Origin of the sequence: Ruegeria halocynthiae, assembly GCF_900106805.1 — a bacterium.
In the GTDB taxonomy this organism is placed as follows: domain Bacteria; phylum Pseudomonadota; class Alphaproteobacteria; order Rhodobacterales; family Rhodobacteraceae; genus Ruegeria; species Ruegeria halocynthiae.
Genome location: NZ_FNNP01000017.1, coordinates 1 through 23992 on the forward strand (window position 1 = coordinate 1; position 23992 = coordinate 23992).

At 53.6% G+C, this 23992-nt stretch carries 26 protein-coding genes; 15 read left to right on the plus strand and 11 right to left on the minus strand.

The features are described from left to right. Nucleotides 1-357: 357 nt before the first annotated feature. Complete coding sequence (locus BLU89_RS20420) at nucleotides 358-1413, plus strand: tyrosine-type recombinase/integrase (RefSeq protein ID WP_074739480.1); 1056 nt, start codon at nucleotides 358-360, stop codon at nucleotides 1411-1413. 83 nt (nucleotides 1414-1496) lie between these two features. On the opposite strand, the gene BLU89_RS20425 is transcribed toward BLU89_RS20420, so the two are convergent. Beyond that, nucleotides 1497-2549, minus strand: a complete 1053-nt coding sequence (locus BLU89_RS20425; RefSeq protein ID WP_074739481.1) for a ParB/RepB/Spo0J family partition protein — start codon at nucleotides 2547-2549, stop codon at nucleotides 1497-1499. Next, complete coding sequence (locus tag BLU89_RS20430; protein ID WP_143030644.1) at nucleotides 2546-3856, minus strand: AAA family ATPase; 1311 nt, start codon at nucleotides 3854-3856, stop codon at nucleotides 2546-2548. The genes BLU89_RS20425 and BLU89_RS20430 overlap by 4 nt, the downstream gene beginning before the upstream one ends. A 373-nt stretch (nucleotides 3857-4229) precedes the next feature. Between BLU89_RS20430 and BLU89_RS20435 the strand changes: the two genes are divergently transcribed. Next, the gene (locus BLU89_RS20435) at nucleotides 4230-4928 is read left to right on the plus strand and encodes a DnaA N-terminal domain-containing protein (RefSeq protein ID WP_074739483.1); all 699 of its coding nucleotides are present in this window, start codon (nucleotides 4230-4232) and stop codon (nucleotides 4926-4928) included. A 56-nt stretch (nucleotides 4929-4984) separates the two neighbouring features. Here BLU89_RS20435 and BLU89_RS20440 read toward each other — a convergent pair whose 3' ends face one another. The 3 genes from BLU89_RS20440 to BLU89_RS20450 all read right to left on the minus strand — a co-directional run bounded on the left by BLU89_RS20440 (nucleotide 4985) and on the right by BLU89_RS20450 (nucleotide 7851). Continuing rightward, nucleotides 4985-5992 carry a nucleotidyl transferase AbiEii/AbiGii toxin family protein gene (locus BLU89_RS20440; protein ID WP_074739485.1) on the minus strand — a complete coding sequence of 336 codons (1008 nt, stop codon included), beginning with the start codon at nucleotides 5990-5992 and terminating at the stop codon, nucleotides 4985-4987. Between the two features lie 2 nt (nucleotides 5993-5994). Then, entirely contained in the window at nucleotides 5995-6591 is a 597-nt protein-coding gene (locus BLU89_RS20445) for a DUF6088 family protein (protein ID WP_074739487.1), read from the minus strand. A gap of 318 nt (nucleotides 6592-6909) precedes the next feature. Then, nucleotides 6910-7851: a LysR family transcriptional regulator gene (locus BLU89_RS20450; RefSeq protein ID WP_074739489.1), complete on the minus strand. Its 942-nt coding sequence runs from the start codon at nucleotides 7849-7851 to the stop codon at nucleotides 6910-6912. Between the two features lie 122 nt (nucleotides 7852-7973). On the opposite strand from BLU89_RS20450, the gene cuyA reads away from it, so the two are divergent. Both cuyA and cuyB read left to right on the plus strand, forming a co-directional pair. Further along, a complete protein-coding gene (gene cuyA, locus BLU89_RS20455) occupies nucleotides 7974-8987 on the plus strand; it encodes a D-cysteate sulfo-lyase (protein ID WP_074739491.1) in 1014 nt (337 codons plus the stop codon). A 3-nt stretch (nucleotides 8988-8990) separates the two neighbouring features. Then, a complete protein-coding gene (gene cuyB, locus BLU89_RS20460) occupies nucleotides 8991-9704 on the plus strand; it encodes a cysteate racemase (RefSeq protein WP_074739493.1) in 714 nt (237 codons plus the stop codon). Nucleotides 9705-9757: 53 nt separating this feature from the next. Here cuyB and BLU89_RS20465 read toward each other — a convergent pair whose 3' ends face one another. Then, nucleotides 9758-10642, minus strand: a complete 885-nt coding sequence (locus BLU89_RS20465; RefSeq protein WP_074739495.1) for a LysR family transcriptional regulator — start codon at nucleotides 10640-10642, stop codon at nucleotides 9758-9760. Nucleotides 10643-10909: 267 nt separating this feature from the next. On the opposite strand from BLU89_RS20465, the gene BLU89_RS20470 reads away from it, so the two are divergent. From BLU89_RS20470 to BLU89_RS20485, 4 genes are all read left to right on the plus strand, one after another. Beyond that, on the plus strand, nucleotides 10910-11875 hold the full coding sequence (locus tag BLU89_RS20470; protein WP_074739497.1) for an ABC transporter substrate-binding protein: 966 nt from the start codon (nucleotides 10910-10912) through the stop codon (nucleotides 11873-11875). A 66-nt stretch (nucleotides 11876-11941) separates the two neighbouring features. After that, a complete protein-coding gene (locus tag BLU89_RS20475; protein ID WP_074739498.1) occupies nucleotides 11942-12997 on the plus strand; it encodes a quaternary amine ABC transporter ATP-binding protein in 1056 nt (351 codons plus the stop codon). Next, nucleotides 12994-14535 (plus strand): ABC transporter permease, encoded by a 1542-nt coding sequence (locus BLU89_RS20480; protein ID WP_074739500.1) that lies wholly within the window; start codon nucleotides 12994-12996, stop codon nucleotides 14533-14535. The genes BLU89_RS20475 and BLU89_RS20480 overlap by 4 nt, the downstream gene beginning before the upstream one ends. Continuing rightward, nucleotides 14532-15251 carry an alpha/beta fold hydrolase gene (locus BLU89_RS20485; protein WP_074739502.1) on the plus strand — a complete coding sequence of 240 codons (720 nt, stop codon included), beginning with the start codon at nucleotides 14532-14534 and terminating at the stop codon, nucleotides 15249-15251. The genes BLU89_RS20480 and BLU89_RS20485 overlap by 4 nt, the downstream gene beginning before the upstream one ends. Before the next feature lie 255 nt (nucleotides 15252-15506). Here the strand turns inward: BLU89_RS20485 and BLU89_RS20490 are convergent, their stop codons facing one another. The 3 genes from BLU89_RS20490 to BLU89_RS20500 all read right to left on the minus strand — a co-directional run bounded on the left by BLU89_RS20490 (nucleotide 15507) and on the right by BLU89_RS20500 (nucleotide 18062). Continuing rightward, complete coding sequence (locus BLU89_RS20490) at nucleotides 15507-16403, minus strand: DMT family transporter (RefSeq protein ID WP_074739504.1); 897 nt, start codon at nucleotides 16401-16403, stop codon at nucleotides 15507-15509. A gap of 234 nt (nucleotides 16404-16637) precedes the next feature. Next, complete coding sequence (locus BLU89_RS20495) at nucleotides 16638-17213, minus strand: NUDIX domain-containing protein (RefSeq protein ID WP_074739506.1); 576 nt, start codon at nucleotides 17211-17213, stop codon at nucleotides 16638-16640. Between the two features lie 6 nt (nucleotides 17214-17219). Then, the gene (locus BLU89_RS20500) at nucleotides 17220-18062 is read right to left on the minus strand and encodes a GNAT family N-acetyltransferase (protein WP_074739508.1); all 843 of its coding nucleotides are present in this window, start codon (nucleotides 18060-18062) and stop codon (nucleotides 17220-17222) included. 287 nt (nucleotides 18063-18349) lie between these two features. Between BLU89_RS20500 and BLU89_RS20505 the strand changes: the two genes are divergently transcribed. Next, a complete protein-coding gene (locus BLU89_RS20505; protein WP_074739510.1) occupies nucleotides 18350-19249 on the plus strand; it encodes a LysR substrate-binding domain-containing protein in 900 nt (299 codons plus the stop codon). Between the two features lie 13 nt (nucleotides 19250-19262). On the opposite strand, the gene BLU89_RS20510 is transcribed toward BLU89_RS20505, so the two are convergent. Continuing rightward, nucleotides 19263-19709 (minus strand): Lrp/AsnC family transcriptional regulator, encoded by a 447-nt coding sequence (locus BLU89_RS20510; RefSeq protein ID WP_074739512.1) that lies wholly within the window; start codon nucleotides 19707-19709, stop codon nucleotides 19263-19265. A 123-nt stretch (nucleotides 19710-19832) separates the two neighbouring features. Here BLU89_RS20510 and BLU89_RS20515 point away from each other — a divergent pair, with 123 nt between their 5' ends. The 6 genes from BLU89_RS20515 (at nucleotide 19833) to BLU89_RS20540 (ending at nucleotide 23109) form a co-directional block, all read left to right on the plus strand. Further along, on the plus strand, nucleotides 19833-20672 hold the full coding sequence (locus BLU89_RS20515; RefSeq protein WP_074739514.1) for a PhzF family phenazine biosynthesis protein: 840 nt from the start codon (nucleotides 19833-19835) through the stop codon (nucleotides 20670-20672). Beyond that, nucleotides 20669-21067, plus strand: a complete 399-nt coding sequence (locus BLU89_RS20520; protein WP_074739516.1) for a nuclear transport factor 2 family protein — start codon at nucleotides 20669-20671, stop codon at nucleotides 21065-21067. Before BLU89_RS20515 ends, BLU89_RS20520 begins: the two co-directional genes overlap by 4 nt. Nucleotides 21068-21155: 88 nt before the next feature. Next, nucleotides 21156-21554, plus strand: coding sequence for a RidA family protein (locus BLU89_RS20525; RefSeq protein WP_083347837.1), 399 nt, complete (start codon nucleotides 21156-21158; stop codon nucleotides 21552-21554). 32 nt (nucleotides 21555-21586) lie between these two features. Further along, nucleotides 21587-22156, plus strand: a complete 570-nt coding sequence (locus BLU89_RS20530; protein ID WP_218129440.1) for a LysE family translocator — start codon at nucleotides 21587-21589, stop codon at nucleotides 22154-22156. Nucleotides 22157-22229: 73 nt separating this feature from the next. Continuing rightward, nucleotides 22230-22679 (plus strand): MarR family winged helix-turn-helix transcriptional regulator, encoded by a 450-nt coding sequence (locus BLU89_RS20535; protein WP_074739520.1) that lies wholly within the window; start codon nucleotides 22230-22232, stop codon nucleotides 22677-22679. Continuing rightward, nucleotides 22672-23109: a GFA family protein gene (locus tag BLU89_RS20540; RefSeq protein ID WP_074739522.1), complete on the plus strand. Its 438-nt coding sequence runs from the start codon at nucleotides 22672-22674 to the stop codon at nucleotides 23107-23109. Before BLU89_RS20535 ends, BLU89_RS20540 begins: the two co-directional genes overlap by 8 nt. A 319-nt stretch (nucleotides 23110-23428) precedes the next feature. Here BLU89_RS20540 and BLU89_RS20545 read toward each other — a convergent pair whose 3' ends face one another. Then, nucleotides 23429-23824 carry a DUF6331 family protein gene (locus tag BLU89_RS20545; RefSeq protein ID WP_074739524.1) on the minus strand — a complete coding sequence of 132 codons (396 nt, stop codon included), beginning with the start codon at nucleotides 23822-23824 and terminating at the stop codon, nucleotides 23429-23431. Nucleotides 23825-23992 lie beyond the last annotated feature (168 nt).

Below are 23992 nucleotides of genomic sequence, written 5' to 3' on the forward strand. Positions count from 1 at the left end.
TCTTTCTCATCTCCACTCCTTGGCGGTTACGATGAGCCAGAAACCCTCTCTTATCAAATCGACCTAAACTGTCCCATTGGTGCTGACGTCAGACAATTCAGGAGCAATGCAATCCCACAATGGCTCGTCGAGGCTAACGCAGACGTTCGCTCCTTCTAAATCTGAGAACACCAAATGCAAGAAGTTTGCAACGGATTCCAAAAAAATCCGACATGTCAATTGTCGCCACCCATAATGTGCAAAAGTATGCAATTTAGAACGTTACTTTTGACGCGTTCTTAACTCTCTATTATATCTGATAAGTATCGCTTATCACTTGTAATTGATTTTGCCTGGAAATGAGCTCAGAATGGGCACATGAAGCCACCAGCCGCATATCTCCCCGCCGCTGCCCCTGCCCTGTCCGCAGCGGATCAGGAGGCACTCACCGACCTCTATGTGCGCGGCACACCGGAAAACACGCTGAGGGCTTATGAGCGCGACCTGCTCTATATCACCGCCTGGAAATCCGCGCGCTTTGGCACGGCGCTGGACTGGCCCGAAACGGAGGCCTCAGCTCTGGCCTTTATCCTCGATCACGCCCGCGATCTCAGCGAGGCCGCCCCTGATGACCGAGCGCGCGAGACCGCAGAGGCACTGATCACGCAAGGGCTGCGCAAGTCACTGGCCTGCCACGCGCCCTCGACCCTGGACCGGCGCATCGCCTCCTGGCTGGCGTTTCATCGGATGAAGAACCTGAACAGCCCCTTCGGCGCGCCCCAGGTGAAACAGGCCCGGGCCAAGGCCCGCCGTGCCGCCGCCCGGCCCCCTGCCCCGAAGTCACAACATCCGATCACCCGCGATGTTCTGGAACAACTTCTGGCCACCTGCCGCGGCAGCCGCCGCGATTGCCGCGACCGCGCCATCCTGATGCTGGGCTGGGCCAGCGGTGGCCGCCGCCGGTCTGAGATCATCGGGCTGATGCGCGAGGATGTGGCGCTGAAAGAGTTTGATGCCAAGGGGGTGGTTTGGATCTCAATGCTTGAGACCAAGACCACCGCCAAGGGCGAGACGCCCCGGCTGGTGCTCAAGGGCCGCGCCGCAGAGGCGCTGATCCATTGGATCGACGTGGGCGGGATTGAGGATGGAGCCCTCTTCCGCCCTGTCTCCAAGGCTGACCGGGTTCTGAAACGACGCCTCAGCCCGGATGCGATCTACCAGATCGTCCGGCACCGGCTGACACTGGCGGGCCTGCCGGACGGGTTCGCCTCGCCGCACGGGTTGCGCTCGGGCTTCCTGACCCAGGCTGCGCTCGACGGTGCCCCAATCCAAGCCGCCATGCGCCTCTCCCTGCACCGCTCCATGGCTCAGGCACAGAAGTACTATGATGACGTCGATATCGCAGAAAACCCGGCAACGGACTTGCTGGGATAGACCGTTCCTAAATGAAGAAGGCGGTAACCCGTGGGTTACCGCCTTCTAGATATCAAACCTGAGCAAGAGTAACCCGTGGGTTACTACTCGTTCAAAACAGCTTCGAATGCTTCAATCGCTCTCTGAAGTTTGGACCGATCAATCGAAGTAAAGTCTTGGCCAGACAAAATCCTACACTCTCCTTTTCGAGCAGTGATTTTTGAAGCCCCGACGTGGAACTCGTATTTTACGCTCTCGGGTTTTTCACGAGGCATGCCCCTAGTTGTCTCAACCTCATGACCCGCCAAGAAAGCGTCAAGCATCTCGTTTTGCTGACTGGCTGTCGAAGCGCCCGCCAATGTGTCTCTTAATCCATCAGCAGAATCTGAAGACGCTCGTAGTTTCCGCGCTACCTCAACGCCAAGGTTTCTGGAGACGGCCTTTGGAAACGGCAATGCGCCTTCAAGCTCATTGAGCAGATAGACAAAACTTCGAATATAAGAACGCTTCATCTTATGTAGGGCCGAATACAGTCTACCAACCAAAGCTTCTGCATCCCCTGCCCCCAAATCTGCGTCTTTGGAAGCAAGGATCGCCACTTGTGCCATCTCAGCAAAAGTCAGATCCTCCCGAACAACGTTCTCTTCAACCATGTCGATATAGAGATCAATTCGGTCACTCTGGGACTCGGCAACTCGGGCCGTAACGCTGGAGAAGCGCTCATCACCCGTTTCTTCAAAAAGTTGCTTAAGAGCAGTTAATCGTCTCCAACCCTTCTTGAGCTGGAAGCGACCATCTGAATCCTTATAGATCTCTATGGGCTCCTTCTGACCTCGTTCCTGAATTGAAGCCTTGAGTTCATCCATCTCGTCAGAACTCGCAACGGCTGATAATTCCAAACGATCTCGTGGCAGATCAGAAGTGTGAATTTCATTTATTCCAACGGCAACCAGCACTCGCCCTTCATCCCGAGCTTTACGATATTCCTTGGCATCCGAGGCATTTTGCCGTCGCTGCTCCACGCGATTTTCAGTACTTTCATTCAAACTGCTTGCTGTCTCGCGTACAGCGGCTCCCATCGGGCCTACTTCGCGGCGGCGGGCTTTCTTGAGATCTTTGTCATCAATCGGAGTGAAGCCGAATTTATTACCACTCATTCTACACGCTCCTCAACTTTAGTACGCGCTTCCCAGGCCCGCAGGACGACATCTTTAAACTCGCCATACGCGTTATCAAAAGACTGACGCGCCCTTTTCCAAGTATCCCGAGTCATCTGCCTGTAGTCCTGCTCGTAGACAGACATTTGGAATCTACCTGACTGCTCGACCGCACGCGTCATCTCGATGGGGTTCTGACAGACGTCTGCTCCGAAAACATTTTTGAAGGCATCCATCATCGCGACATGCAGAGAATTGCTGGACTCAAAGCGGGTCATGAGAACTCTTATGTCATCGAACCTCTTTGGAAGTGTGATGCCGGCGTCCTGAGCAATACGATCGAACCCATTGGTTATATCTTCCAAGGCATCACCCAACTGACCGAGATAACTCGTGGTGCTGTCATACTCCCAGTATCCTGGGCCAGAGGGAATATAGAGAATGTCAGCGGCAAAGGCCGCATTCAAAGACTGGTATCCAATTGCCGGCGGGCAATCGAAAATAATCAAATCGTACTGGTCGTCTGGTAACTCATCGAGGTATCTGGCGACGCACCCAAAAAAGCTCCATGCCTTATGAATGGATCTGTACTGAGCCGAAGCAAACTCAACGAAGGCAGCGTTTGCACAGCTCGGTATGATATCGATTGTCGACCATGACGTCCTTTGAATGAAATCTTGCACACGCTGTGCGGCAATCGACTGGACGTCTTCTGGCAACTCGTCAGCGGTGGGGTAGGGGCAGTCCGCCGGATCATCATATTCGTCGGCGATCCGGTTTGCCTCACGGCAAAGATCGCGACACATAATGCCCCAGACAGTATTCCACTCTCTAACTTCAGACAGACCCATTGAATGCGTGAGTGTCGCTTGGGGGTCGAAGTCCACCACCAGTACACGGTAACCATCAAGCGCGGCCGCATTCGCCAAGTGCTGAGCGACCACAGTTTTACCGACACCACCCTTAAAGTTCGAAACCGCAACTCTCATTGCCCGACCCACTGGCCTTTGGGGCAGAAGGCTTTTACCTCTAAATCTCAGGCGGCGCCTCAACTCGTTTATCTCAGCCAGAGAAAACCATCTTTGCCGCCCATCATCTTCTGTCGCGCCTTGCGGAAGAGACAGATCGTCAGCCAACTTTTTTCTCAAAGTGTCCGCCGGGACATCAAACATGAACTGGCTAATTTCCCAGATCGAAAATGGTCGAAGCACTTTCTCGTCCGCGGGTGAGAAAGTAGCGCGGCGGACGGCAGCCTGTTGGGCCAGGCTTCGTTCGTTCATCGTTTGAAGGTCGGTGTGGTCTCGCATTGTGCTGCTCTTGTTATACTATGGATGCCTCTTAATAACGCGATTTTAAAAAACTACAAAACGTAAAGAATAGAAATTCCGCTTTTTGCCGCTGATTCGACTAAAAACGGGAGGCCACCCTGGAGCTGCGCTATGTTTTGGTGACAGATTGAGTGGGGTTACCAGATATAGGGTGACACTTGACCTCCATTATGGTGACACTAGAATGTCACCTATAACCAATTAACCGAATTTTCTTTTGATTTTGATTAAGGGATTGGTCATCCTGCTTTTAGAAGTCCGTTGACAAACTACGGGATTTCATCACACTAAACCCAATTGATGGAATCGGTCAGCGAAGCCGATCCACTCGAGGCACAGTGGCAGTATCAAAATGGAAATAAAACGATTTACAGGAAATCAAGCCGGATCTCAGAAGTACGATCTGTTAACCGCAATCTCTGTTGCGGGGTTGAGCGGAACGACGGGATTTCAATGTTCGATGATGCGGCTCATTGCGTTGATAACCGCCCGATATAACTGGCGTGCTGATGAGCTGACGGTCGGGCAAAAGGAAATGGCCCGTCTCTGGTCCGTAGATGAACGAACCGTCAAGCGAGAAATCAAGCGGTTGACAGATTACAAAATACTTCTCCAGCTTAGGCCTGGGGTTAGAGGGCGCGTTGCAGCGTACCGACTTAACTACGCGGAAATTTACCGTCTGAGCGAACCGGTTTGGAAAAATGTTGGTTCTGATTTTTCAACTCGTATGGAAACGCAAGCGCCAAAACCAACCGAAAAGATCGTACATGTTCAGTTTGGTCAAGATAAACCCGTAGCGGTTGAACATGAGGAGCATGACCACCAGGATCCGTGGAGCAGGGCGCTCCAACGCTTATCAGAGTCTGAAACGTTGTTGTTCAAGAGCTGGTATCGCGATCTCCAACTTGTTGAAACGCGTGATCAGACGATCACATTGCGTGCGCCTAGCAAGTTCATTGCGCAGTACATTCAGTCACACCATTTGAAACCGTTGCTCGGAGCGATCCAGCTTGAGTTTGGGCGAATTCAAAAGGTTTGCTTACTTGACTAGCCATCTTGAATACAAAGCTTGAATTCTGCGCCTTGACAACAATCAATACGCTGATTTCAGCCGTTGAGGTCCGTCTCGAACACTCCAATGGTATTCAGAATGTCATCGAACAAGGGGGGGGCCCCGATTATCATCTCCTGCATTCCGGCATAGTCCCGGCGCAGCGCAGCTTTCAGCTCAGGATTTGGTAGCAATCTTAAAGATCCGGGCTTGGCATGCTCGTAGTTGGCCCAGGCCGCTTTGAAGAAGACGGACTTATGGTGTGCAACCTGATCCAGCAAGTCGATCTGTTCGATAGCGCGAGGATGGGTTTCGTGTGTGATCAACTGGGCCATATCATAATAATGGCGCGACATGCGGTCAGTCAGAGGTTTGGTGACGTCCTGATGATAGAGCATATGCAGGATCGTTGCTTTTTCCCAAAATGTGCGCTCAACGCCCAAGACCTTCACATCAACGTCGCCCGAGCTCAGCAGGTCTGGAAAGGCCTGATTTACATATGGCGAAATCCTGCGAGACTCTGCTGGAAGGTGAACTCCACGGGCGCCAAATTCGAACCGCACCACCGGTTGGATGTAACCACTGGTCGCATTTGTCATGGATGGGTAAGCGAAGAGCAGGGTTTGTTGATCATCAGGATCGACCGACAGGGAAAAGTCCTGGTCCAGCGCGGCGCCAAACTTGATTTTGGTTTCTTTCAGAAGCGGACCAGCGACTACTTTGGTGGCCGTATCCTGAAGCTCCTGCAACAGTTGCTTTTGTTTTTTGCCGGAAAGGGCAGGGTGCTCGGGGTCACGTTCGCCCTCGAACCCAAGTTGCGCCCGGTCGAGGGACAGATCCACGTCTTCCGAGAACCGATGGATGATGTCGTAGGCCTTGGATAGCGATGTCCCACCTTTGAAGATCAAGTGAGCGCCAAAAGAGGGCAGGGCGAATAGATGTTTTAGTGACCAGCAAACCCAGAAATCCTTCTCGACGATTGCTTTGGACAGGCCAAGCTGGGCGGCCGTTTCCTGAAACGCTTCCTCACGGTTCTTTGGAGTATCGTTGGCAAACTGGTCCACGATCAGTTCCGCGCCACAATTTGCTGCACTACAGGATGCATCCAGGCCGGCACATACCTGCTTTGTTTTGCGAGCAATGCCCGGTCCTTGCTATCCAGATTGCGGGCCAGCGTGTCGACAACCCGGCTATCCACCCGGTTTTTGCCGACATAACGCAACGCTTGAAATACGGTGCCGGTTTTCTGACCCGCACCAACTAGCGTTTTGGATGATGCGTTCCGAAACTGGATGACTTGTCGACCAACTGTCTTGGTGCGGGTCGGGCCGTCGGTCATATAAATAGGCTTGGATGGCACCTGGGTTGACAGCCCCAACTGGTTGGCTGCCATGGCAGGGGAGGGCTGTAGAACCTGATTATCCTTACGTGCAATCGCTTTGGCAATGTCATCGGCAGACGGAGACAACAGCCCTAAACGGGCGCTCTTTCTTGGATAGTCGTAAAGCCCACGCGTCAACCGCCGGATCACCCCTTGATCCGCCAAACGCGACAATGCCTGATCCACGCTTGCGCGGGAGCCGATATCCAGAAAGTCCAGTGGCGCAAAGATTGCCCCCCGGCCTTTTCCGATGATGCGTTGTCTGATCGATGAAGTAATCATAGCTTTCTCCTTGTCAGAAAATATAGTACTTTTTTCTGACTTTCAAGTTATGGGAAAACCGAGGTGACTTTGTAAGTAGGGCGGGAAGCGGAAGTTCGCTGCAGGCGCGAAACTTAATCGCGTAAGCGGCCAAAGCAGACACTCGGCCTTATTCAGTCCTATCTATTCTGGATTGCTGACCGTCCCCTAGAAGTGAAATCTTCATGGACTTCACGAATTCCGGCAATGCAGCATCACTTCGAATGCAGCGATTGGTCAATCAGCGCCCAATTTGCCCATTTCCCGTTCTGCTACAGTAGTGCTTTGATCGCTCAAAAATTATTTTGACTCAATGCAGCTTTTCGCATCGTCGGGTAGATGTTGTGAGGAAACAAAAAATTGCAATTGATCTCCAAGGTGTTGCCATATCTGCTCACTGTACTCTGACTGTGTTTCTACCAAGCGGACCATATTGATTGTCAGGGGCTGCGCGGGCAGCACGTCATCAAGGCGCACAAGCAGGCCCTGTGCGAGCGGGCCGGCAACCAGTGAGTGGGGCAACCACGCAACACCGATTTCATTCAGAGAATATTGCAGCATGGCAAGCGTCAGAGCGGTTTCAGCTCTGGGTAACGCAGTGACGCCTGTGGGCAAACGCGGGGCGACCATCCGGGAAAAGACCTGCCCAAGAAATACTTCGGGCGGGTAACTGATTGTTGGAATTACCGCGTCAGTTGCTTTGCTGCGCATTGCAGGCGCACAGACTGGCAGCAAAAAATCTGAACCAATTGTCCTGGCTTCGAAGGCGTTTCCAGGGCCGGGCATTTTGCCATCGGGAATCGCGTACATGATCGCAAAATCAACTTCTTTCGAGATTAGCAGCAAGAGGCATTCGTCCTGGTTCCCGGACCGCACGCACACAGAAGCATCGCCATTTTCCGTCAATGCGTACACAACCTTTGGCGAAACGGTTGTAGTCAATGCATGTTGGCAGACAAAGGAAAGTGAGTTGCCGGCCTGATCACTCGCAGTCTTCAAAGTATGTCGCAGTTTGTGTAACCGCGAGCTGAGTTCACGCAATTCGAGTTCCAGTGCCTGCACACCTGGCATCAGAGATACGGGCTTCCGGCGGCGGTCGAACAGGGTCGTGCCGATATTGTCTTCGATAAGGCGCACCCGGCGTGTAAAGGCAGATTGGGTCAGCAACCGCTTGTCAGCAGCGCGCGCCAATGAGCCGCTATCAAGTACGGCCAATATGTCATCAATCCATTCAAGGCGCATGAAATGCAGATAACGCAGCCTCAAGTAATATGCAACTCTTGCAATATAGGTGCAAAATTTCGAATTTGAATACAGGTATGGAGGGAATTAAGTTGACGTAAATCAATATTAGGAGCTCTCACATGCATCTTGCCCGCTTCCCTCGCCTGCACCTAGCTCATCTTCCGACGCCGCTTGAGCCGATGAAACGTCTGTCAAAAGAGCTGGGTGTCGAAATCTGGATCAAGCGGGACGACTGCACCGGCATGTCAACTGGGGGCAACAAGACCCGCAAGCTTGAATTCCTGATGGCAGAGGCCGAAGCGCAGGGTGCAGATATGGTAATGACTCAGGGGGCTACGCAAACCAATCACGGCCGACAGACCGCAGCGTTTGCCGCCAAGCTTGGGCTCGATTGTCATATCCTTCTGGAAGATCGCACAGGGTATGAAGATGCCAACTACAACACCAATGGCAATGTGCTGCTTGATCATCTGCATGGCGCGACCACGGAAAAGTTTGCCGGTGGCCATGACATGCCGGGCGAGATGGAGAAAGCAGCCAACAAGAAACGGGCAGAGGGACGCAATGTCTATGTCATTCCAGGCGGCGGATCGAACCCGACTGGGGCGCTCGGCTATGTGAATGCCGCTTTTGAGATTATAGGTCAGGCTAATGACAGCGGTTTGAGAATTGATCGACTGGTGCATGCAACCGGCTCTTCGGGAACACAGGCAGGGCTTGTTGCGGGCATGTGCGCAATGAATGCTCAGGTGTCCGTGCTGGGCATCGGCACAAGGGCGCCGCAACCCAAACAGGAACAAATGGTTTTTGACCTTGCCTGCAAGACTGCCGTGAAGCTGGGGTGCGCAGATGTGGTCAAGCGCGAAGACGTGATGGCCAATACTGACTATGTCGGCAAGGGCTATGGCCTGCCGACAAAAAGCGGCATCGAGGCGATCCAGATGTTTGCCGAACTGGAGGGCATCCTTCTGGATCCGTGCTACTCGGCCAAGGGTGCAGCGGGTTTGATCGATCTTGCGCGCAAGGGTGAGTTTAAAGATGAGCGGGTCGTGTTCCTGCACACCGGGGGCGCGGCAGCTCTCGGAGGGTATGACTTTGCCTTTGATCATCAAAACCGCTGGGTAACTGTCTGAGCCATGGCGCTGCGTCCGGTCGGCATTCTTGGTGGCATGGGGCCCGAAGCGACCATCCTCCTCCAGAACAAGCTGGTGAAGGCGGTGCCTGCGAGTGATGACCGTGACCACATCCCGCTGTTGATCGACATGAACCCGCAAGTACCGTCGCGGATTGCGCATTTGATCGCAGGCAACGGAGAAAATCCCGGGCCGACGCTGACGGCAATGGCACGTCGTCTCCAGGCTGCCGGAGCCTTGGCGCTGGCGATGCCGTGCAACACCGCACACCACTATGCCAAAGCAATCACAGGTGCGGTGAGTATCCCGCTGTTGAACATGGTCGAACTGACGGCTGATCATGCAGTCAGAACGATTGGCCACGGGGGGTGTGTCGGTATGCTTGCTTCGCCCGCGGTGCGGCGCACACGTTTGTTCGAAGATGCACTGTCGGCGCGAGGGCTTTCTGTCGTCTGGCCCGCAGATGATGAAGGAATGCTGTCAGCAATCCGCAGCATCAAAGTAAGCGGCCCTTGTGGTGATGCGCGCGAAACATTGCGGATTGCTTCGCATGAACTTGTTGCGGCAGGCGTAGACCTGCAAATTGTTGCATGTTCGGAATTCTCGCTAATTGCTGACAGTGTGGTGGCGGACACCAATGTTATCGACACGATTGACCTGCTGGTCGCCGGGATCTGTGAGTTTTCTCAGGCGAGTCAACTTGGTGAGGCAGAATAGCGAGGACTATTATTCCTTGGGACGATATGGGTTTGGGAAACAGGCTGGTTGGCTCAAAATCGATCCCAAAACTGGCGGGCAGTTTGATCAAAGATCGTCGGATTGGAAAAGGCAGAAATCGTGAGCGTCGCACACCAAGTGTCATCGCCGATAGGCACCAGCAGTCCCGCGTCAAGTTCAACAGATATCGCGGTTTCAGGCATCCAAGCGAAACCACTTCCAGCCATCAGGCGCCGTTTGATGGTCTCAACCAAACTATCGACATAGATCGTCTCAGCATTCAGCGGTTTCCGATCTATGGTATTTTCAACAACCATGCCCAGAAATGACGAGCGGTCATAGGCCAGATATGGAATTGGCGGGCCATCCTGTATTGCCAGGTTCCACCCCATGGTGCGCGCCGATTCAGTCGCAGCCACCGGCACCAGACGATCCTTCAACATATCCCTCCGCTCGAATGAAGCCTCGTCAATCATCGGCGAGACCGAGTGGTGATAATAGCACAACAGGATGTCGACTGCGCCTTCCACCAAAAGATCGCAGCAGGTGCTTAAGGAATCGGACAGTACACGCGTGCGCAAATCGGGGATTTGCAGTTGCAACTCTTCGATCCGGGCGGCCAGATAATTGACCGCAATGGTGTGAAGCACCGAAAATCGAATGAATCGACTGTCCCCCCTGTCAGCATCCCGCAGTGATTGACGTGATTCTGACAACTGCGAAATCGCAGCCAAGGCAACGGGCAGAAACTGTTGTCCCGCCTCTGTCAGTTGCACCGGATATGTGGCCCGGTTGACCAGTGGCAGGCCGACCCAACTCTCCAATGCTTTGATTCTACGACTGAATGCAGATTGTGTTATGTTACGTTCGTCGGACGCACGGGTGAAGTTCAGCGTTCGGGCAAGGCACTCAAAATCACGCAGCCAGTTCAGATCCAATGGAAGTTCCTACATGTCAAAGGGTGCATTGGCCAAGCATACCTATAACTATGCATAAAACGAATAGTTTGATGAAATGTTCGAATTGGCCCTCAGAAAACCTCATGATCTAGACTTCCTGGCAGGGCATAGCGGTTTGAGCCTTCTTCAGCCTTCCGTCTGCAGTCGCAGCCCGAGACAATTTGGAACGATCCTATCGCGCGATAGGAAATCGAATGACTAAAGAACGACGCCAAAACACGGCGCAAATCAACAGAGGAGACCATCATGAGAACGAATCTGACGACACTGGGCCTTGCGGCTGCGGTTGGCATCTATGCAATGCCTGCTTTTGCAGCCGAAGAGGTCAAGATCGGTGTGCCGTCCTGGACCGGGGCGCAAGCAATTGCGCATCTTCTGGGGGCGGTTGTTGAGACGCGCATCGGAGGTACGGTGGAGTATGTGCCGGGGAATAACGCCACTATTTTCCAGGCAATGGATCAGGGTAAGGGCGACATCGACGTGCATCCCGATGTGTGGCTGCCTAATCAAGAGAGCTTTACCAAGAAATATGTAGATGAGGCCGGAACGGTAACCCTGTCCTCAAATCCATACGAAGGCAATCAGGGTTTTTGCGTCAGTCAGAACTTTGGCCAGGCCAACAACATCACTGACATCGCTGATTTGGGTCGTCCGGACGTCGCTGCACTGATGGATAGCGACGGCAATGGTAAGGGCGAAATGTGGATCGGCGCGCCAGGTTGGGCGTCGGCGAATGTGAACGAGGTTAAAACCCGGGACTACGGCCTGCTTGATTTCATCGAGCCGGTGCGTGCTGAAGAAAGTGTGAAGACCGCGCGTATCAAGGATAGTATCGCTAAAGGAGAAGGATATGCCTTCTATTGCTATAAACCGCACGCGGTTTGGTACATGTTCGACGTCCAGATGTTGAGTGAACCGACATTTGACCCCGCGAAATACGTGATGGTTCAGCCATCTGATGATCCGGATTGGTATAACAATTCCAGTGTAGCCACCAAAGACGCGCTAAAGAACGTTCAGATCGCCTGGTCCAATACCCTCCCAGATCGCTCTCCGGCGATCGCCGATTTTTTTGCGAATTTCCAAGTGACGGCTGATGACGTCAGCGGGTTCGCTTACGAAATCAGCGGGAAGGGGCGTGATCCGGCAGAGGTCGCCCGCGAATGGGTCGACGCCAATCCTGATCGTGTGGACGCCTGGTTGGGCCTCTGATCTCGCTCAAGGAACACGGTGGCGCCGTTTCATGGCGCCACCCGAACGCTGACCTCTGGGGGACCTATGAGCGACAATGCCGTTATCGAAATTTCGAATGTTTGGAAGATTTTCGGAGGCAAGCCCGAAGTAGCGCTGCAGGCGATCCGGGATCAGGGGCTTAGCAAGGCTCAGGTGTTGGCCGAATACAACTGTGTTGTTGGTGTTGCTGATGTCAGCCTGTCGGTAAATCGGGGCGAAATCTTTTGCATTATGGGCCTTTCCGGAAGCGGTAAATCTACTCTGGTCCGCCATTTCAATCGGCTGCTTGAACCCACCGATGGGAAGATCGAGATTGAAGGCACCGATGTCATGGCCTTGGGGCCAAAAGAGCTTCAGCAGTTTCGCAACAACAAGATTGGCATGGTGTTTCAGAACTTCGCGCTCATGCCGCACCGGTCGGTGCTGGATAATGTCGCGATGCCACTTGAAATCCGCCAAGTCAGCAAAAATGAGCGGATGCGCCAGGCTGCCGCAATTCTGGATATTGTCGAGCTTGGTGCCTGGGGATCGAAATTTGCGCACGAGCTGTCAGGCGGCATGCAACAGCGTGTAGGTTTGGCCCGGGCGTTGGCGGCTAACCCGGATGTGTTGTTGATGGACGAACCATTCTCAGCGTTGGACCCGCTGATCCGTCGGCAATTGCAGGATGAATTTATCCGGCTGAGCAAGATCCTGAAGAAGACCACGATTTTTATCACCCATGATTTGGACGAAGCGGTTCGCATCGGCAACCGGATCGCAATCATGCGTGATGGTAAGGTAGTGCAGATTGGAACGGCCGAAGACATTGTCATGAACCCGGCCGACGATTACGTCGCCGATTTTGTTGCGGGCATTTCCCGGCTCAAAGTGGTGCGCGCTCACGCTGTCATGCAGCCCATACCCGAACACATAGCAGCCCATGGCCCGCTGGCGTCCGATGCCCCACGCGTCAACGAGGGTGAAAACCTCAGTACGCTGATCAATCTGGCGATCGACAACAGCAGTGCCATTCTGGTGGAGGACGGTGGCGTTGATGTCGGCGTGATTACCCGTGCCGATCTGCTGCGTACCGTGATCGAAGGGACCGAAGTGTCATGAATACCTCTGATGTGAACCCGCTGGAAGATACCGAAAGCGAAGCAGCCCTCGCCTATGCCGAAGAGCGCCGCGATAACATTCGAACCTTTGTCCGCACCAGCCCTGACTACTACATCCGCAATTTCGATAAGATCGGTGCCTCGTCCCGCTTCACGCCGACCTTCAACCTGATGGCGGGGCTGTTTGGTCCGGTGTGGTTTGGCGCACGCGGACTCTGGTCTTGGGCGCTGCCCTTTCTGATCCTAGAAACAATTGCTTTTGTGCAGATTGCCCGTGGTCTGTTTGGTGATCTTGCTGCTGACGCAATGGCGCGCATCGCTTCGATCGAAGGCACGCTGGAGTTGCGCAGACAGCAACTCGCAGCCGCGATAGAGAACCAATCGGACAAGATTGATGTCTATCGCCGCACTGTCGAATCTCTTGAGGATAACATTGGCGGCATCCGTGCCGAGGCCGAGGCGTTAGCCGCCGAAGGCCCGTCAATTGTTTTGACAGGCCTTATCATCCTGCTGATCGTGAAGGCCGTGCAGTCACAAGTGGCCAACTGGGCGCTGGAGGCCCGTTTCTCTGACTGGCTGTCGGATCGATCGATCCGCTCTGCCATGCCGGTATCGCAAATCGTGTTCAGCGCGATCTTCATGGCGCTGATCGTTGCGGCAGCGATGATGCACTACAGTTTCCCGGGCCGGTTTTCGCTCCTCAGCCAATTTCCCACAGACCCGAACCTCCGCCTGACCGGCATCACCTGGGTAGAAGAATTCATCGCATGGTGCGTGCGCAACAGCGAAGCCTTCTTTGATGCTCTGACATTCGGAATCCGCGGGTTGCTCGACGCTCTGGAAGTCATTCTGGTCCAGACGCCGTGGATCGTGATTGCCAGCCTGATCATATTGCTGACGTGGCTGACTGCTGGCATCAGCACGGCAATATATTCGGGGGCATTTCTGGCCTATATGGGCTTGTTGGGATTCTGGGAAGGCGCCATGACCACGCTGGCTTTGTTGGGGACGGCCGCATGTTTGTCGATCATCATCGGCATACCACTTGGCATGTTCGCCGCCCGCCGCCCAAGGTTTTATGCCTTTATCCAACCCATCATGGATTTCATGCAAACCATGCCCGCATTTGTCTTTATGGTGCCAGTGATCGCGTTTTTTGGCGTCGGCAAACCGGCGGCTGTTGTGGTTACGATGATCTTTGGCGGCACACCGGTAGTGCGCCTGACTGTTCTTGGCCTGCGCGGGGTGCCCGAAAGCGTGCGCGAAGCAGCGATCAGCTTTGGAGCCAACAAGTGGTATCTGCTCACCAAGGTCGACCTGCCGCTCGCTAGTCCGTCGATCCGGGCAGGGATAAACCAGACTATCATGTTGTCGCTGGCGATGGTGGTTGTGGCGTCATTGATTGGCGCCAAAGGGCTGGGCGAAGATGTGCTGGAAGCCTTGCAATATGCCAATGTGGGCCAGGGCATCCTCGCTGGGTTTGCGATCCTGTTCTGTGCAATGATCCTTGATCGCATCGTACAAGGCGGTCGCAAATGACGCCGATTGTATTTGTCCATGGATTTTTGGGCGGCAGTCGGCAGTGGCAGAAGCAAGCCGAAGACCTGTCAGGTTTCGACGTCATCGCGCTGGATCTACCAGGATATGGCAAGAATGCACGACTTGATGCGTTGGACAGTATAGCCGGGTATGCTGACTGGGCGCTAAATGAATTGACAGCGCGCGGTATCCAACAGTTCCACCTGATCGGCCACTCGATGGGCGGGATGGTTGTGCAGGAAATGGTCGCCCGTGCACCCGGGCGCATCGAACGTTTGGTGCTTTATGGCACCGGCGCGTTGGGGGTGTTGCCAGGCCGGTTCGAGACCATTGGAACCTCAAAACGCCGAGCCCGTGCCGACGGGCCGCAGGCCACAGCCAGACGAATTGCGGCATCCTGGTTTCTTGAGCGGGAAAAAGACGCAGCATATGAAGATTGCGCCGTAATCGCCGAACAATGCAGCCTGCAGTCAATACTCACCGGGCTCGATGCGATGGAAGGCTGGAGTGGGGAGGAACGCTTAGCGGGTATCGAAATCAAAACACTGGTTATCTGGGGTGACAGGGATCGCACCTATCCCTGGAGTCAGACCGAGCAATTGTGGCAATCCATTCCCGACGCCAACCTGGCTGTGATACCAGAGTGCGCTCACGCGACGCATCTGGAAAAGCCCGGGCTGTTCAACAGGGTTCTGATCGATTTCTGTGCAGATTGACGAGTTTCCGACCTCAAAATTTAGTTCAAATTCGGTCGGCGGTAACATTGAGACGAATGTCTGAGGTGGCTGCGTTGCCGTCATCGGTTTATTAAGAAGCTACTATGTACACGAATGGCAGTCTTGCGAAAACTGCGTTGCAGCGCGAATGGGTACGCTCAATGTCCGGAAAGGGCCGGTGTTCAGATTTGTCAGGTTTGAGGCAGACGGTATTCTGCACTGCCTCGAAGCTTAGCTTAGAAATTTGTTACACGTTCAGGCTATGCGGGTCTCTCTTCTTTTTGTGACTACAATTGCGGCAAGGACAAATGCGCAAGCAATGGCTTGAGGCGTTGTTATTGCCTCGCCAAAGGCAAAAAAACCCACTGCAAACATTGTGGGCAATTCTATGCTGCCAGCAATCGCAGTCTGGGAGGCTCCGATCATTGGTGAGCAGACAGTGTAAATAAGCTGAGGGACAAGCGCAGTGACTAGACCTATTCCAACAATCAATAGCCAGTCGGACGGGTTCTGCGGAAGTAACTCAGTCATTTCAGCAGTCAAAACAAGCGGTGCAAGACCGATTATGGAGCCAAGGGAAACTGACGCGATACGTGCCAGTGGCGCGATCCGAGACAGCCGATGCACCAGTACGCAAATGCCAAATCCAAATCCAAACGGAGCCGCAAGTGCGATCAGCAGCGTTGGTATATGCTCTTTGGATGCGGATGCGGGTGATCCTGCAATGATTGCTGCCATCACGATCAGACCAGAGGCCAACAAAGCGCGACGCGTGGGTGCATCAGCGAACAAAACCCAAGCGATCACAAGAGTGAACACAGGATAAGTCATATAGAGAACGCCCACGGTCGATGCGGGTAGCGTCTCTAGCGCCGTCACGTACCCGATCCATCCAAGTCCCATCACCGCACCTGCTGACAGACCCCAGGCAATCACGCGCCATGCTTTTCGGAGTGAGATTAGAACTGGAAGGAGCAGGATTGCCGCAACTATGTAACGATAGAATGCAACTGCATAAGGTGCGATGCCCTGCTCAGTCAGCGCGCGGCTAAAGTACGGAACCAGCCCAAAGCAAACGGATGCAAAAAGAACACCCAGCATTGCTAGGACATAAGGAATGGCTGGCTTTTCTTGCGTCGAAGTATTTGTCATGTACCGGAGCTATCATGCGATTGCGGATCTGTCTTTAGCGGGTTTCTGAAAGGTCGAATGGTCTCATGATCAGGGATTGCCTGCGCAGGCACTACGGTATTCTGCAATGCGGGTTGCCGTCGCTATATCGAAGACAGCCGCTGGCTGGTCAATCTGGGCCAGGGTCGAAATTAGCAAATACCAATTCATATTGCGTTAAGTCACTCAGGTATTGCCAAAGTAAATTACGGGTATTCAAGACTTCTTCTGGAGGATCTCTATCATCAGATGCTGGAGCAGGATGATCGTCTTCGCGTCACGAATGTCACCGCTTTCAATCATTTTCATCGCTTCAGAAAGGGGAACCTCCAAAACCTCAATGTCCTCTCCTTCATCAGACTTTCCACCGCCGTTGGCGACTTTATCCGATGCTGAATAGACACCTTTGAAAAAGGAAAGATACTCGGTGACGGAACCAGGGCTCATGTAGACGTCGAACAAATGCGTCAGAGTTGACGTTTGAAATCCCGTCTCTTCGAGCAGTTCAGCGCGCATCCGACCATCGGCGTCCGATCCTTCCAGCAGTCCGGCAGGTGCCTCTATCAGGGCTTCTATCCCACCATTCAGAAACACCGGCAGCCTGAATTGACGGGTCAACAGCACGCAAATCGTTTCGGGATTAAACAAAAGGCAAGTTGCGCCATTGCCCCGGTCGTAGGTTTCACGAGTCTGGCGCTGCCATTCGCCGTTTCGGCGACGCAGTTCGAATTCGTATTTCGTCAGGATCCCCCAGTTGTCCGATAGGACCTCACTTGAGATTGGCCGAAACATCCGTTTTCACCTTTCGATCGCGTCTGTGATGCGCATGCTCAACTCGAACTGCGGCACCGTAGGTTCAGCGCCTATTGCTTGAAGAAATGCGCGTAAATCATCCGACCTCCCATCGACATTTAACAGGCGCAAGTTGTGGCCCCGTTGGCAGGCTTTGATCAAAGACTGGGCGATCCCCTCGCAACGGCGGTCCTTTCGGACCCCAATCTGGGCAATTGTTCGCGTTTCAGGAATTACAACGGCGTAACCTGCAAGACCGCGGGTGTCTGAAACGGTCCAACATTGCACATCACTGGCAACCGCCTCAATCGCGTCGAAACTATTTTGCCAGGATGGCAGCACCTCTGCCAACGCGTGTGCCTCACCTTTGGCTTCTGCCCATAGCGTTTTTCGCACTTCATGTCTGGGTGATCCCGGCAAAGACGGCAGTTCGTAGCACTCAAGCTGTCGCGTGAATTCCATCCCTATGGCAGCATAAAGATCGAACGCTCTTTTGTTACTTGTCAGAACTTCGGTTTGGAAATTGGTGATGCCTTCGTTTTTTAAGCCAACCAAACAGTCTTCGGCAAGTTGACGGGCCAACCCCTGACGCCTGAACTCAGGACATGTTCCGCTTGAGATCAGATAAGCATGGTTGCCGCGCACAGACATCAACCAGATTGCTGCTGTATCCCCTCCGATGATGGCAACCCGTGAGGCCGCACGGCTCCACCCGCGCTGCTGCATCATAAGGGCGAACATCCGTTCCGACAGTTCCATCGGCACCGCATAATCCGAAAATGCCTTGTTCATGGCATTGCGCAAGGCATCAACAGAGACGTGTTCGGCGGTCGTGATCTTAGCCTTCATCGTTACCAACTTTTGTCACCTAAGAATAATGGACGCTGGGGAGGATCAGCGTGGTCCATACCGATGTCTTTCTTCATATGACTCGACCAATATTGAATGTCTTCTGGTTGGGGACACCGTCTTGGAGAGATTAGGGAATTAACATTGAACAAAGCCAGTAGTCGTTTCAATAGCAGCGGCATGGTCATTTCCCCCTCCCATTCGATGGGCTGATGATTTATGCTGATCAGCGCAGGAAAATATGCGACAAACAAATCAGTATTGGTTGGAAGGCATAAGGGTTGTTTATGGTTGATCGAGCCAACCTGCCTCCGCTGGCCGCGATCCGGGTCTTTGAAGAGGCCGCGCGATGCAAGAATTTCACGCTAGCGGCAGACAAGCTTGGGATGACCCAAGCGGCCGTCAGCTATCAAATCAAGATCCTCGAGGAACGCGTTGGCGCACCGCTGTTCATACGTGAAGCCCGTGGCGTATCGCTGTCAGATATTGGGGGTGCATTTGCTGAGAAAGCCACCGAAGCCCTCAACATCCTGAGCGATGCCTTTGCCGAGGCTAAGGGTATTTCGCAACAGACATTGGCCATAAGTGTCATTCCGACATTCGCCACCAATTTCCTGGCGCAAAAACTGGGCGGGTTTCAGATGGAAAACCCGAATATCGCGGTTCGAGTTGAAGTCAGCGAAAGCCTGGTTGATTTCTCAGCCAGCGGTTTTGACGTGGCTGTACGCGGCGGGCAAGGAAACTGGCGCGGGCTGGCAAGCCATCTTTTGATTCCAACCCGCTTTACCCCGATGCTTAGCCCAGACTTGGCCGATACGATCGGGGGCATCCACAGGCCTGAGGATCTTTTGCGGCTGCATATACTCTCGCCCGCAGATCCGTGGTGGAACCGTTGGATAGCAGCAGCCGGATTAGAGGGTACTGATCTGACCGGCGAAGTCCGGCAACATTTTGGTCCTCAGGTATTGGAAGCCAGCGCCGCGATTGCTGGGCAAGGTGTTGCTATGCTGACACCCGCTTTTTTCCAAGATGAGTTGACAAGCGGGCGGTTGATACAGCCGTTCGGTCTGACGTGTGAGGATGGGTCGGGGTACTGGCTGGTCTTTCCCGAAAGCCATCGACATTCGCAGAAGATCAGAACATTCAGGAAATGGTTGGACATAGAAACACAGGACTGGCGTTCTTGATCAGGGCGATTACTTAGTCCAAGGGCGGCAGCCTGGGTTCGAAGACGAATGATTTCACGATCGAAGTGTTCGTTTCCGCCCGGTCATGAAAAGGCAGAAGAATCTCGTCCAACTCTGCCACATCTTTCAGCAGCAGCCGGGCAACGTAACAATCGTCACCGGTAACCCGGTCGCAGGACGAAAAACGGGGCTGTTCCTCGATCATCTTCTCAACGTTGTGCAATTGCCCGCTGCGTGGTTTGATCCGGACAAGAGCCTGAATTGTATAACCAAAGCGGCGTAGGTCTATCTGTGCACCAAACCCGGCAATGAACCCGTGGTGTTGCAGGCTGCGCAGACGTTCACCGACAGCCGGACCAGTGAGGCCGACCGCCTTACCAATTTCGGACAGGCGCGTACGGCCATCAGATTCGAGGATCTCCACAATTTGGCGGTCCGTTTGATCCAGTTCTTTCGACATGAAGGAAGACTACCCAAAAGGGCATCGATGCAAAAGAAGTTTCAGAAAACTGCCATCGAAAGGGTTGGGACAATCGAACGTCATTCCCCTTAGGATTCTGACAACGATAGACAGGAGTTTCCCATGAACATTCAAAGAATCGCGGCGTTCAGCCAAGGATTAGAGGGCGGCAACCCGGCAGGGGTTGTGCTTCTGGAGAACGCGGTCAGTGAAGACGAGATGGCGCGCGTCGCGTCCGACGTCGGGTATTCAGAGACTGCTTTTGCCGTGGCGCAAGATGATGGGGGCAAAAAATGGAGGGTGCGGTACTTCTCACCGGAATCTGAGGTGCCTTTCTGCGGCCATGCCACAATCGCCCTTGGCGCCGCATTGGGTGAACAAAACGGTGAAGGCACATATACACTCGTTCTGAACGAAGCCACAATTACTGTGGATGTCGCTGCCACGCCAGAAGGCATGTTCGCCACTCTTTCATCGCCGCCTACGAAAAGTCGTTCTACGACAGAGGGCGAGGCTGAGGATGTGCTGGCGCTTTTTGACCTGACGTCAGAGGATCTCGATCCTCGACTGCCGCCGGCGCATATTCACGGTGGTGCCAGCCACATCGTGCTGCCTCTGAAAGACCGCGCGCGGCTCGCTGCGATGGACTATGATCTCGACGAAGGTCGCGCGGTGATGCGCAAGCATGATCTGGTGACAGTGATGTTGGTGTACATCGAGGAAAACCAATCCTTCGTCGTGCGCAATGCTTTTGCATCGGGCGGTGTATTAGAGGATCCGGCCACTGGTGCCGCCGCTGCGGCCTTTGCCGGTTACCTGCGCGACAGCCAATGGCCCCATGGCGGCAGCTTCACTATTCGCCAGGGCGAAGACATGGGTAGCCCGTCTTTGATCAAAGTCACATTGGACAATACGAAAGGCGCATCTGTACAGGTCTCGGGCAGGACGCGGGATATCCTATGAACAGCCTGCCCGGCATCATCCAAACTTACATCGATGCCTACAATCGGATGGATGTGGCGGCCATGTTGGCTTGTCTTTCGGACGACGTCACATTTTCCAACATCTCCGGTGGGGAAGTCACGGCTGAAACCTCTGGCAAACAGGCATTTGCAGAACTGGCAAATCTCGGCGTTCAGGCCTTTGCGAGTCGTCACCAAAAGGTCGTGAATGTCATATCCGTCGTAGATACCACGTTGATCGAAGTCGACTATTCTGCCGTGGTTTCCGTCGATCTGCCCAACGGATGGAAAGCAGGACAGAATTTGCAGTTTCGTGGTGGGTTGGCATTTCGCATCGCAGGCGGATTGGTAGTCAGTATCGTCGATCAAAGCGGACACAGCGAAAAAACAGGCTGATGTCGGGCAATCTCGTTTTGTTGGTCCTCACAAAAAACTCCAATTAACCGACTGTGGCCTTCATGGCGACTTGGAAACGGAGCAAAATATGATCACTCGATTATCCCCAAAGAAACTGCGCGCTGTGCCAGAGCAATATCAGGGTATTTATGTGCATGGCACTCAGATCTCGGCGCCGAAGACACTGGTCTGTCTTTCAGGACAGATTGGTGTCTCACCCGATGGCGAGACTCGTGTAGGGTTTGAGCAGCAATGCTATCAGGCGATGAGCAATGTCGAAGCGCTTCTTGCCGATGTCGGATTGAGTACCGCTGACATTCTGCGTGTCATCTACTATGTGACTGACGCAAAATTTCTGCCGGCCCTGTCCAATGCTCGTCAAACTCGTTGGAACCAAGGGCATGCTCCTGCTGTCACCACGTTAGTTGTGGCTTGTTTGGCGGCACCCGATCTTCTTGTCGAGATCGAGGTGACCGCTGCGCGATAACCGTGATGCCAGATCAGATATGGGCACTTGTTATGTTTGCCTTGGTAGCCACGGGCTCTCCAGGTGGTGCAACCACGCTCGCCACCGCATCTGGTGCGCGGTTTGGATATGGACGCAGTGTTCCACTGTTCCTTGGTATGGCGCTTGCGCTTGCCGGGTTGGTGGGTGTGTCCGGGGCCGGTCTGGCCAAGACACTTCAAACAGCACCTGTTCTGGAAATGAGCGTAAAGGCCGTCGGTTCCATGTATCTGATTTGGCTTGCCGCCAGAATTGGGCTGGCCGGTCCTCCTTTGCCAATGCAGTCTGATGAGGAAACCCCAATAAGTCTTGTGGGCGGCGTCATGCTTCTCATGATAAACCCGAAAGCCTGGGCTATGGCATTGGGTGTTGCCTCGTCGTTTTCCAAGCTGGCCAGCGGCCCCTTGTTGCTGGGTGGCCTATTGGCCCTGGTGTTCGCTCTTTCGGCATATCTGTCGCTAACCTTATGGGCGCTGGCTGGCGGCCTGGCTGCGCGCGCGCTGAGCGCCGATTGGCATTGGCATTTGTTCAACGGCACTATGGCCGTCCTGCTAACCGCTTCAATCCTGCAGTTGTGGGTTTGAGATGTTGCCTGCAGATCAAGTTACATATCCGTATTGACATCATAGATGTTATTATGACATCAATAGTGTCATTATGTATGACTCGACAAACCTCTACAACTTCATTCGGCTTGTCCGCCCGCTGTACAAGGTTCTGGAAAATGCTGTTGCACGTGAATTGGATGGCACCGGGCTGACCGTTACGGAACGGGCAGTGCTGGAGAGACTCCATGATCATGGACCACTGTCTGTTCCACGGATTGCTGACCGACTAATCGCTCCGCGGCAGTTTGTTCAGAAGACTGCGAATGCGCTGATTGAAAAGGGATTTGTCGAGCGCCGCCAAAACACTGCGCATCGCCGCTCAAAGCTCTTGGTACTGTCAGCAAGTGGGGCTGAATTGATAGAAACTGTTTTGGCACGCGAGGCGATCAACATCGCGAGCGTTTCAGAATGCTTGTCCCCCGAAGAGATCGCGACCGCAATGCGCGTCACAGAAGTGATAATTGAAGGGTTTGCCGAAAAGGAGACGAAGGATGACTGAAGTTTTGGAGGGAGAGTGCCTTTGTGGTGCCGTTAAGTACCGCGTAATTGCTGCTCCAATCATATCGGGCGCTTGCTACTGCCGTGACTGCCAGAAGACATCTGGCGGTGCGGAGGCCCATGGAATGATGTTTCCTGCATCGGCGGTGACCGTTGTACAGGGCACACCAACAACATTCGGGCGCAAGGTCGACAGCGGTAACGATGTATTTCGGCAGTTTTGTCCGGATTGCGGAGTGTACGTCATATCCTGGAATAATGCAGCGCCAGAATACAAAGCAATCAAAGTCGGAACGCTGAAGGATCCATCGGTTTATCAAAGCCAGGGCAGCCTATGGGTTTCTTCAGCTCAATCCTGGCACCACCCTGACCCGAAGTTGCCGCAACATTCAAAGATGCCATGCGTCGCGGAGCTGTCGACGGCTCAGTAAGAACCTGGCACCCTCTTTGTTGTTATGGCCGCGGAATAAATTCGAAGGATTCTGTAAAGCCGTGAGCCGTTAACCAGCGCCGAAGAAACGACGCATGAGTTTGAATACCCACTGATTTAGCGTACGCGGCGAAAGTCTGCAATGCGGGCTGCGACCGCAGCATAGAAACAATAGGTTGGATGTCGGCTCTGGGTCGGCCAAGTGATCAGCTACTATCGGGGCAGGGAGCTTTACTGCCACGGCAATGGATTCGGCGTCGAGCCCAAAGTGCCGGATGCTGCACCCAGCACTAATGGCAGCGGCGCGCAGTTTCCCTTCATTAAGGAACTTTGACGATCCGTAAGAACTTCTCGTACCGCTCGGTGATCGGAATTTCTTGGCTTGAATAGATGACATACCCATCTGTGAGTGCGGACTCCACCTCTCTGATAAGAGCAAGTACCTGCTCGTTGGTCAGGATCGCATTCAGCTCAGACAAAACCAACTTCTCAGAGCGCTGATGTGAACTGCGGATGTTTGCAGCCAAATCAGTTAATTCCGAGCGGAGCATCTCAACATCACTATCACGGATGCGCGCTTCCCACTTGGTAAGGTGGTAGATGATGTTGAACGGCGAAAAGTTGAATGCTCCGATACCGCAACACTCCTTTTCGCAAATAGTTTCGCAGGTTTTGCAAAGCGCAGCAAAGGCTGGGGGCAGTTGAATTTCGATCATGTGTTGGACACTGCACAGAATTTACTGATGACAACAAGGGCGGGTTTCAGTCATTGGTCCACCCAATGCAAGCGGCAGGTTTGTCCGCAGACTCCCAGTTGGTTGTCGGCTCGATTTTGCGCTCGCAGCGAACGGCCTGTGTGGATAGCTCCTGCATAGCAAGACATT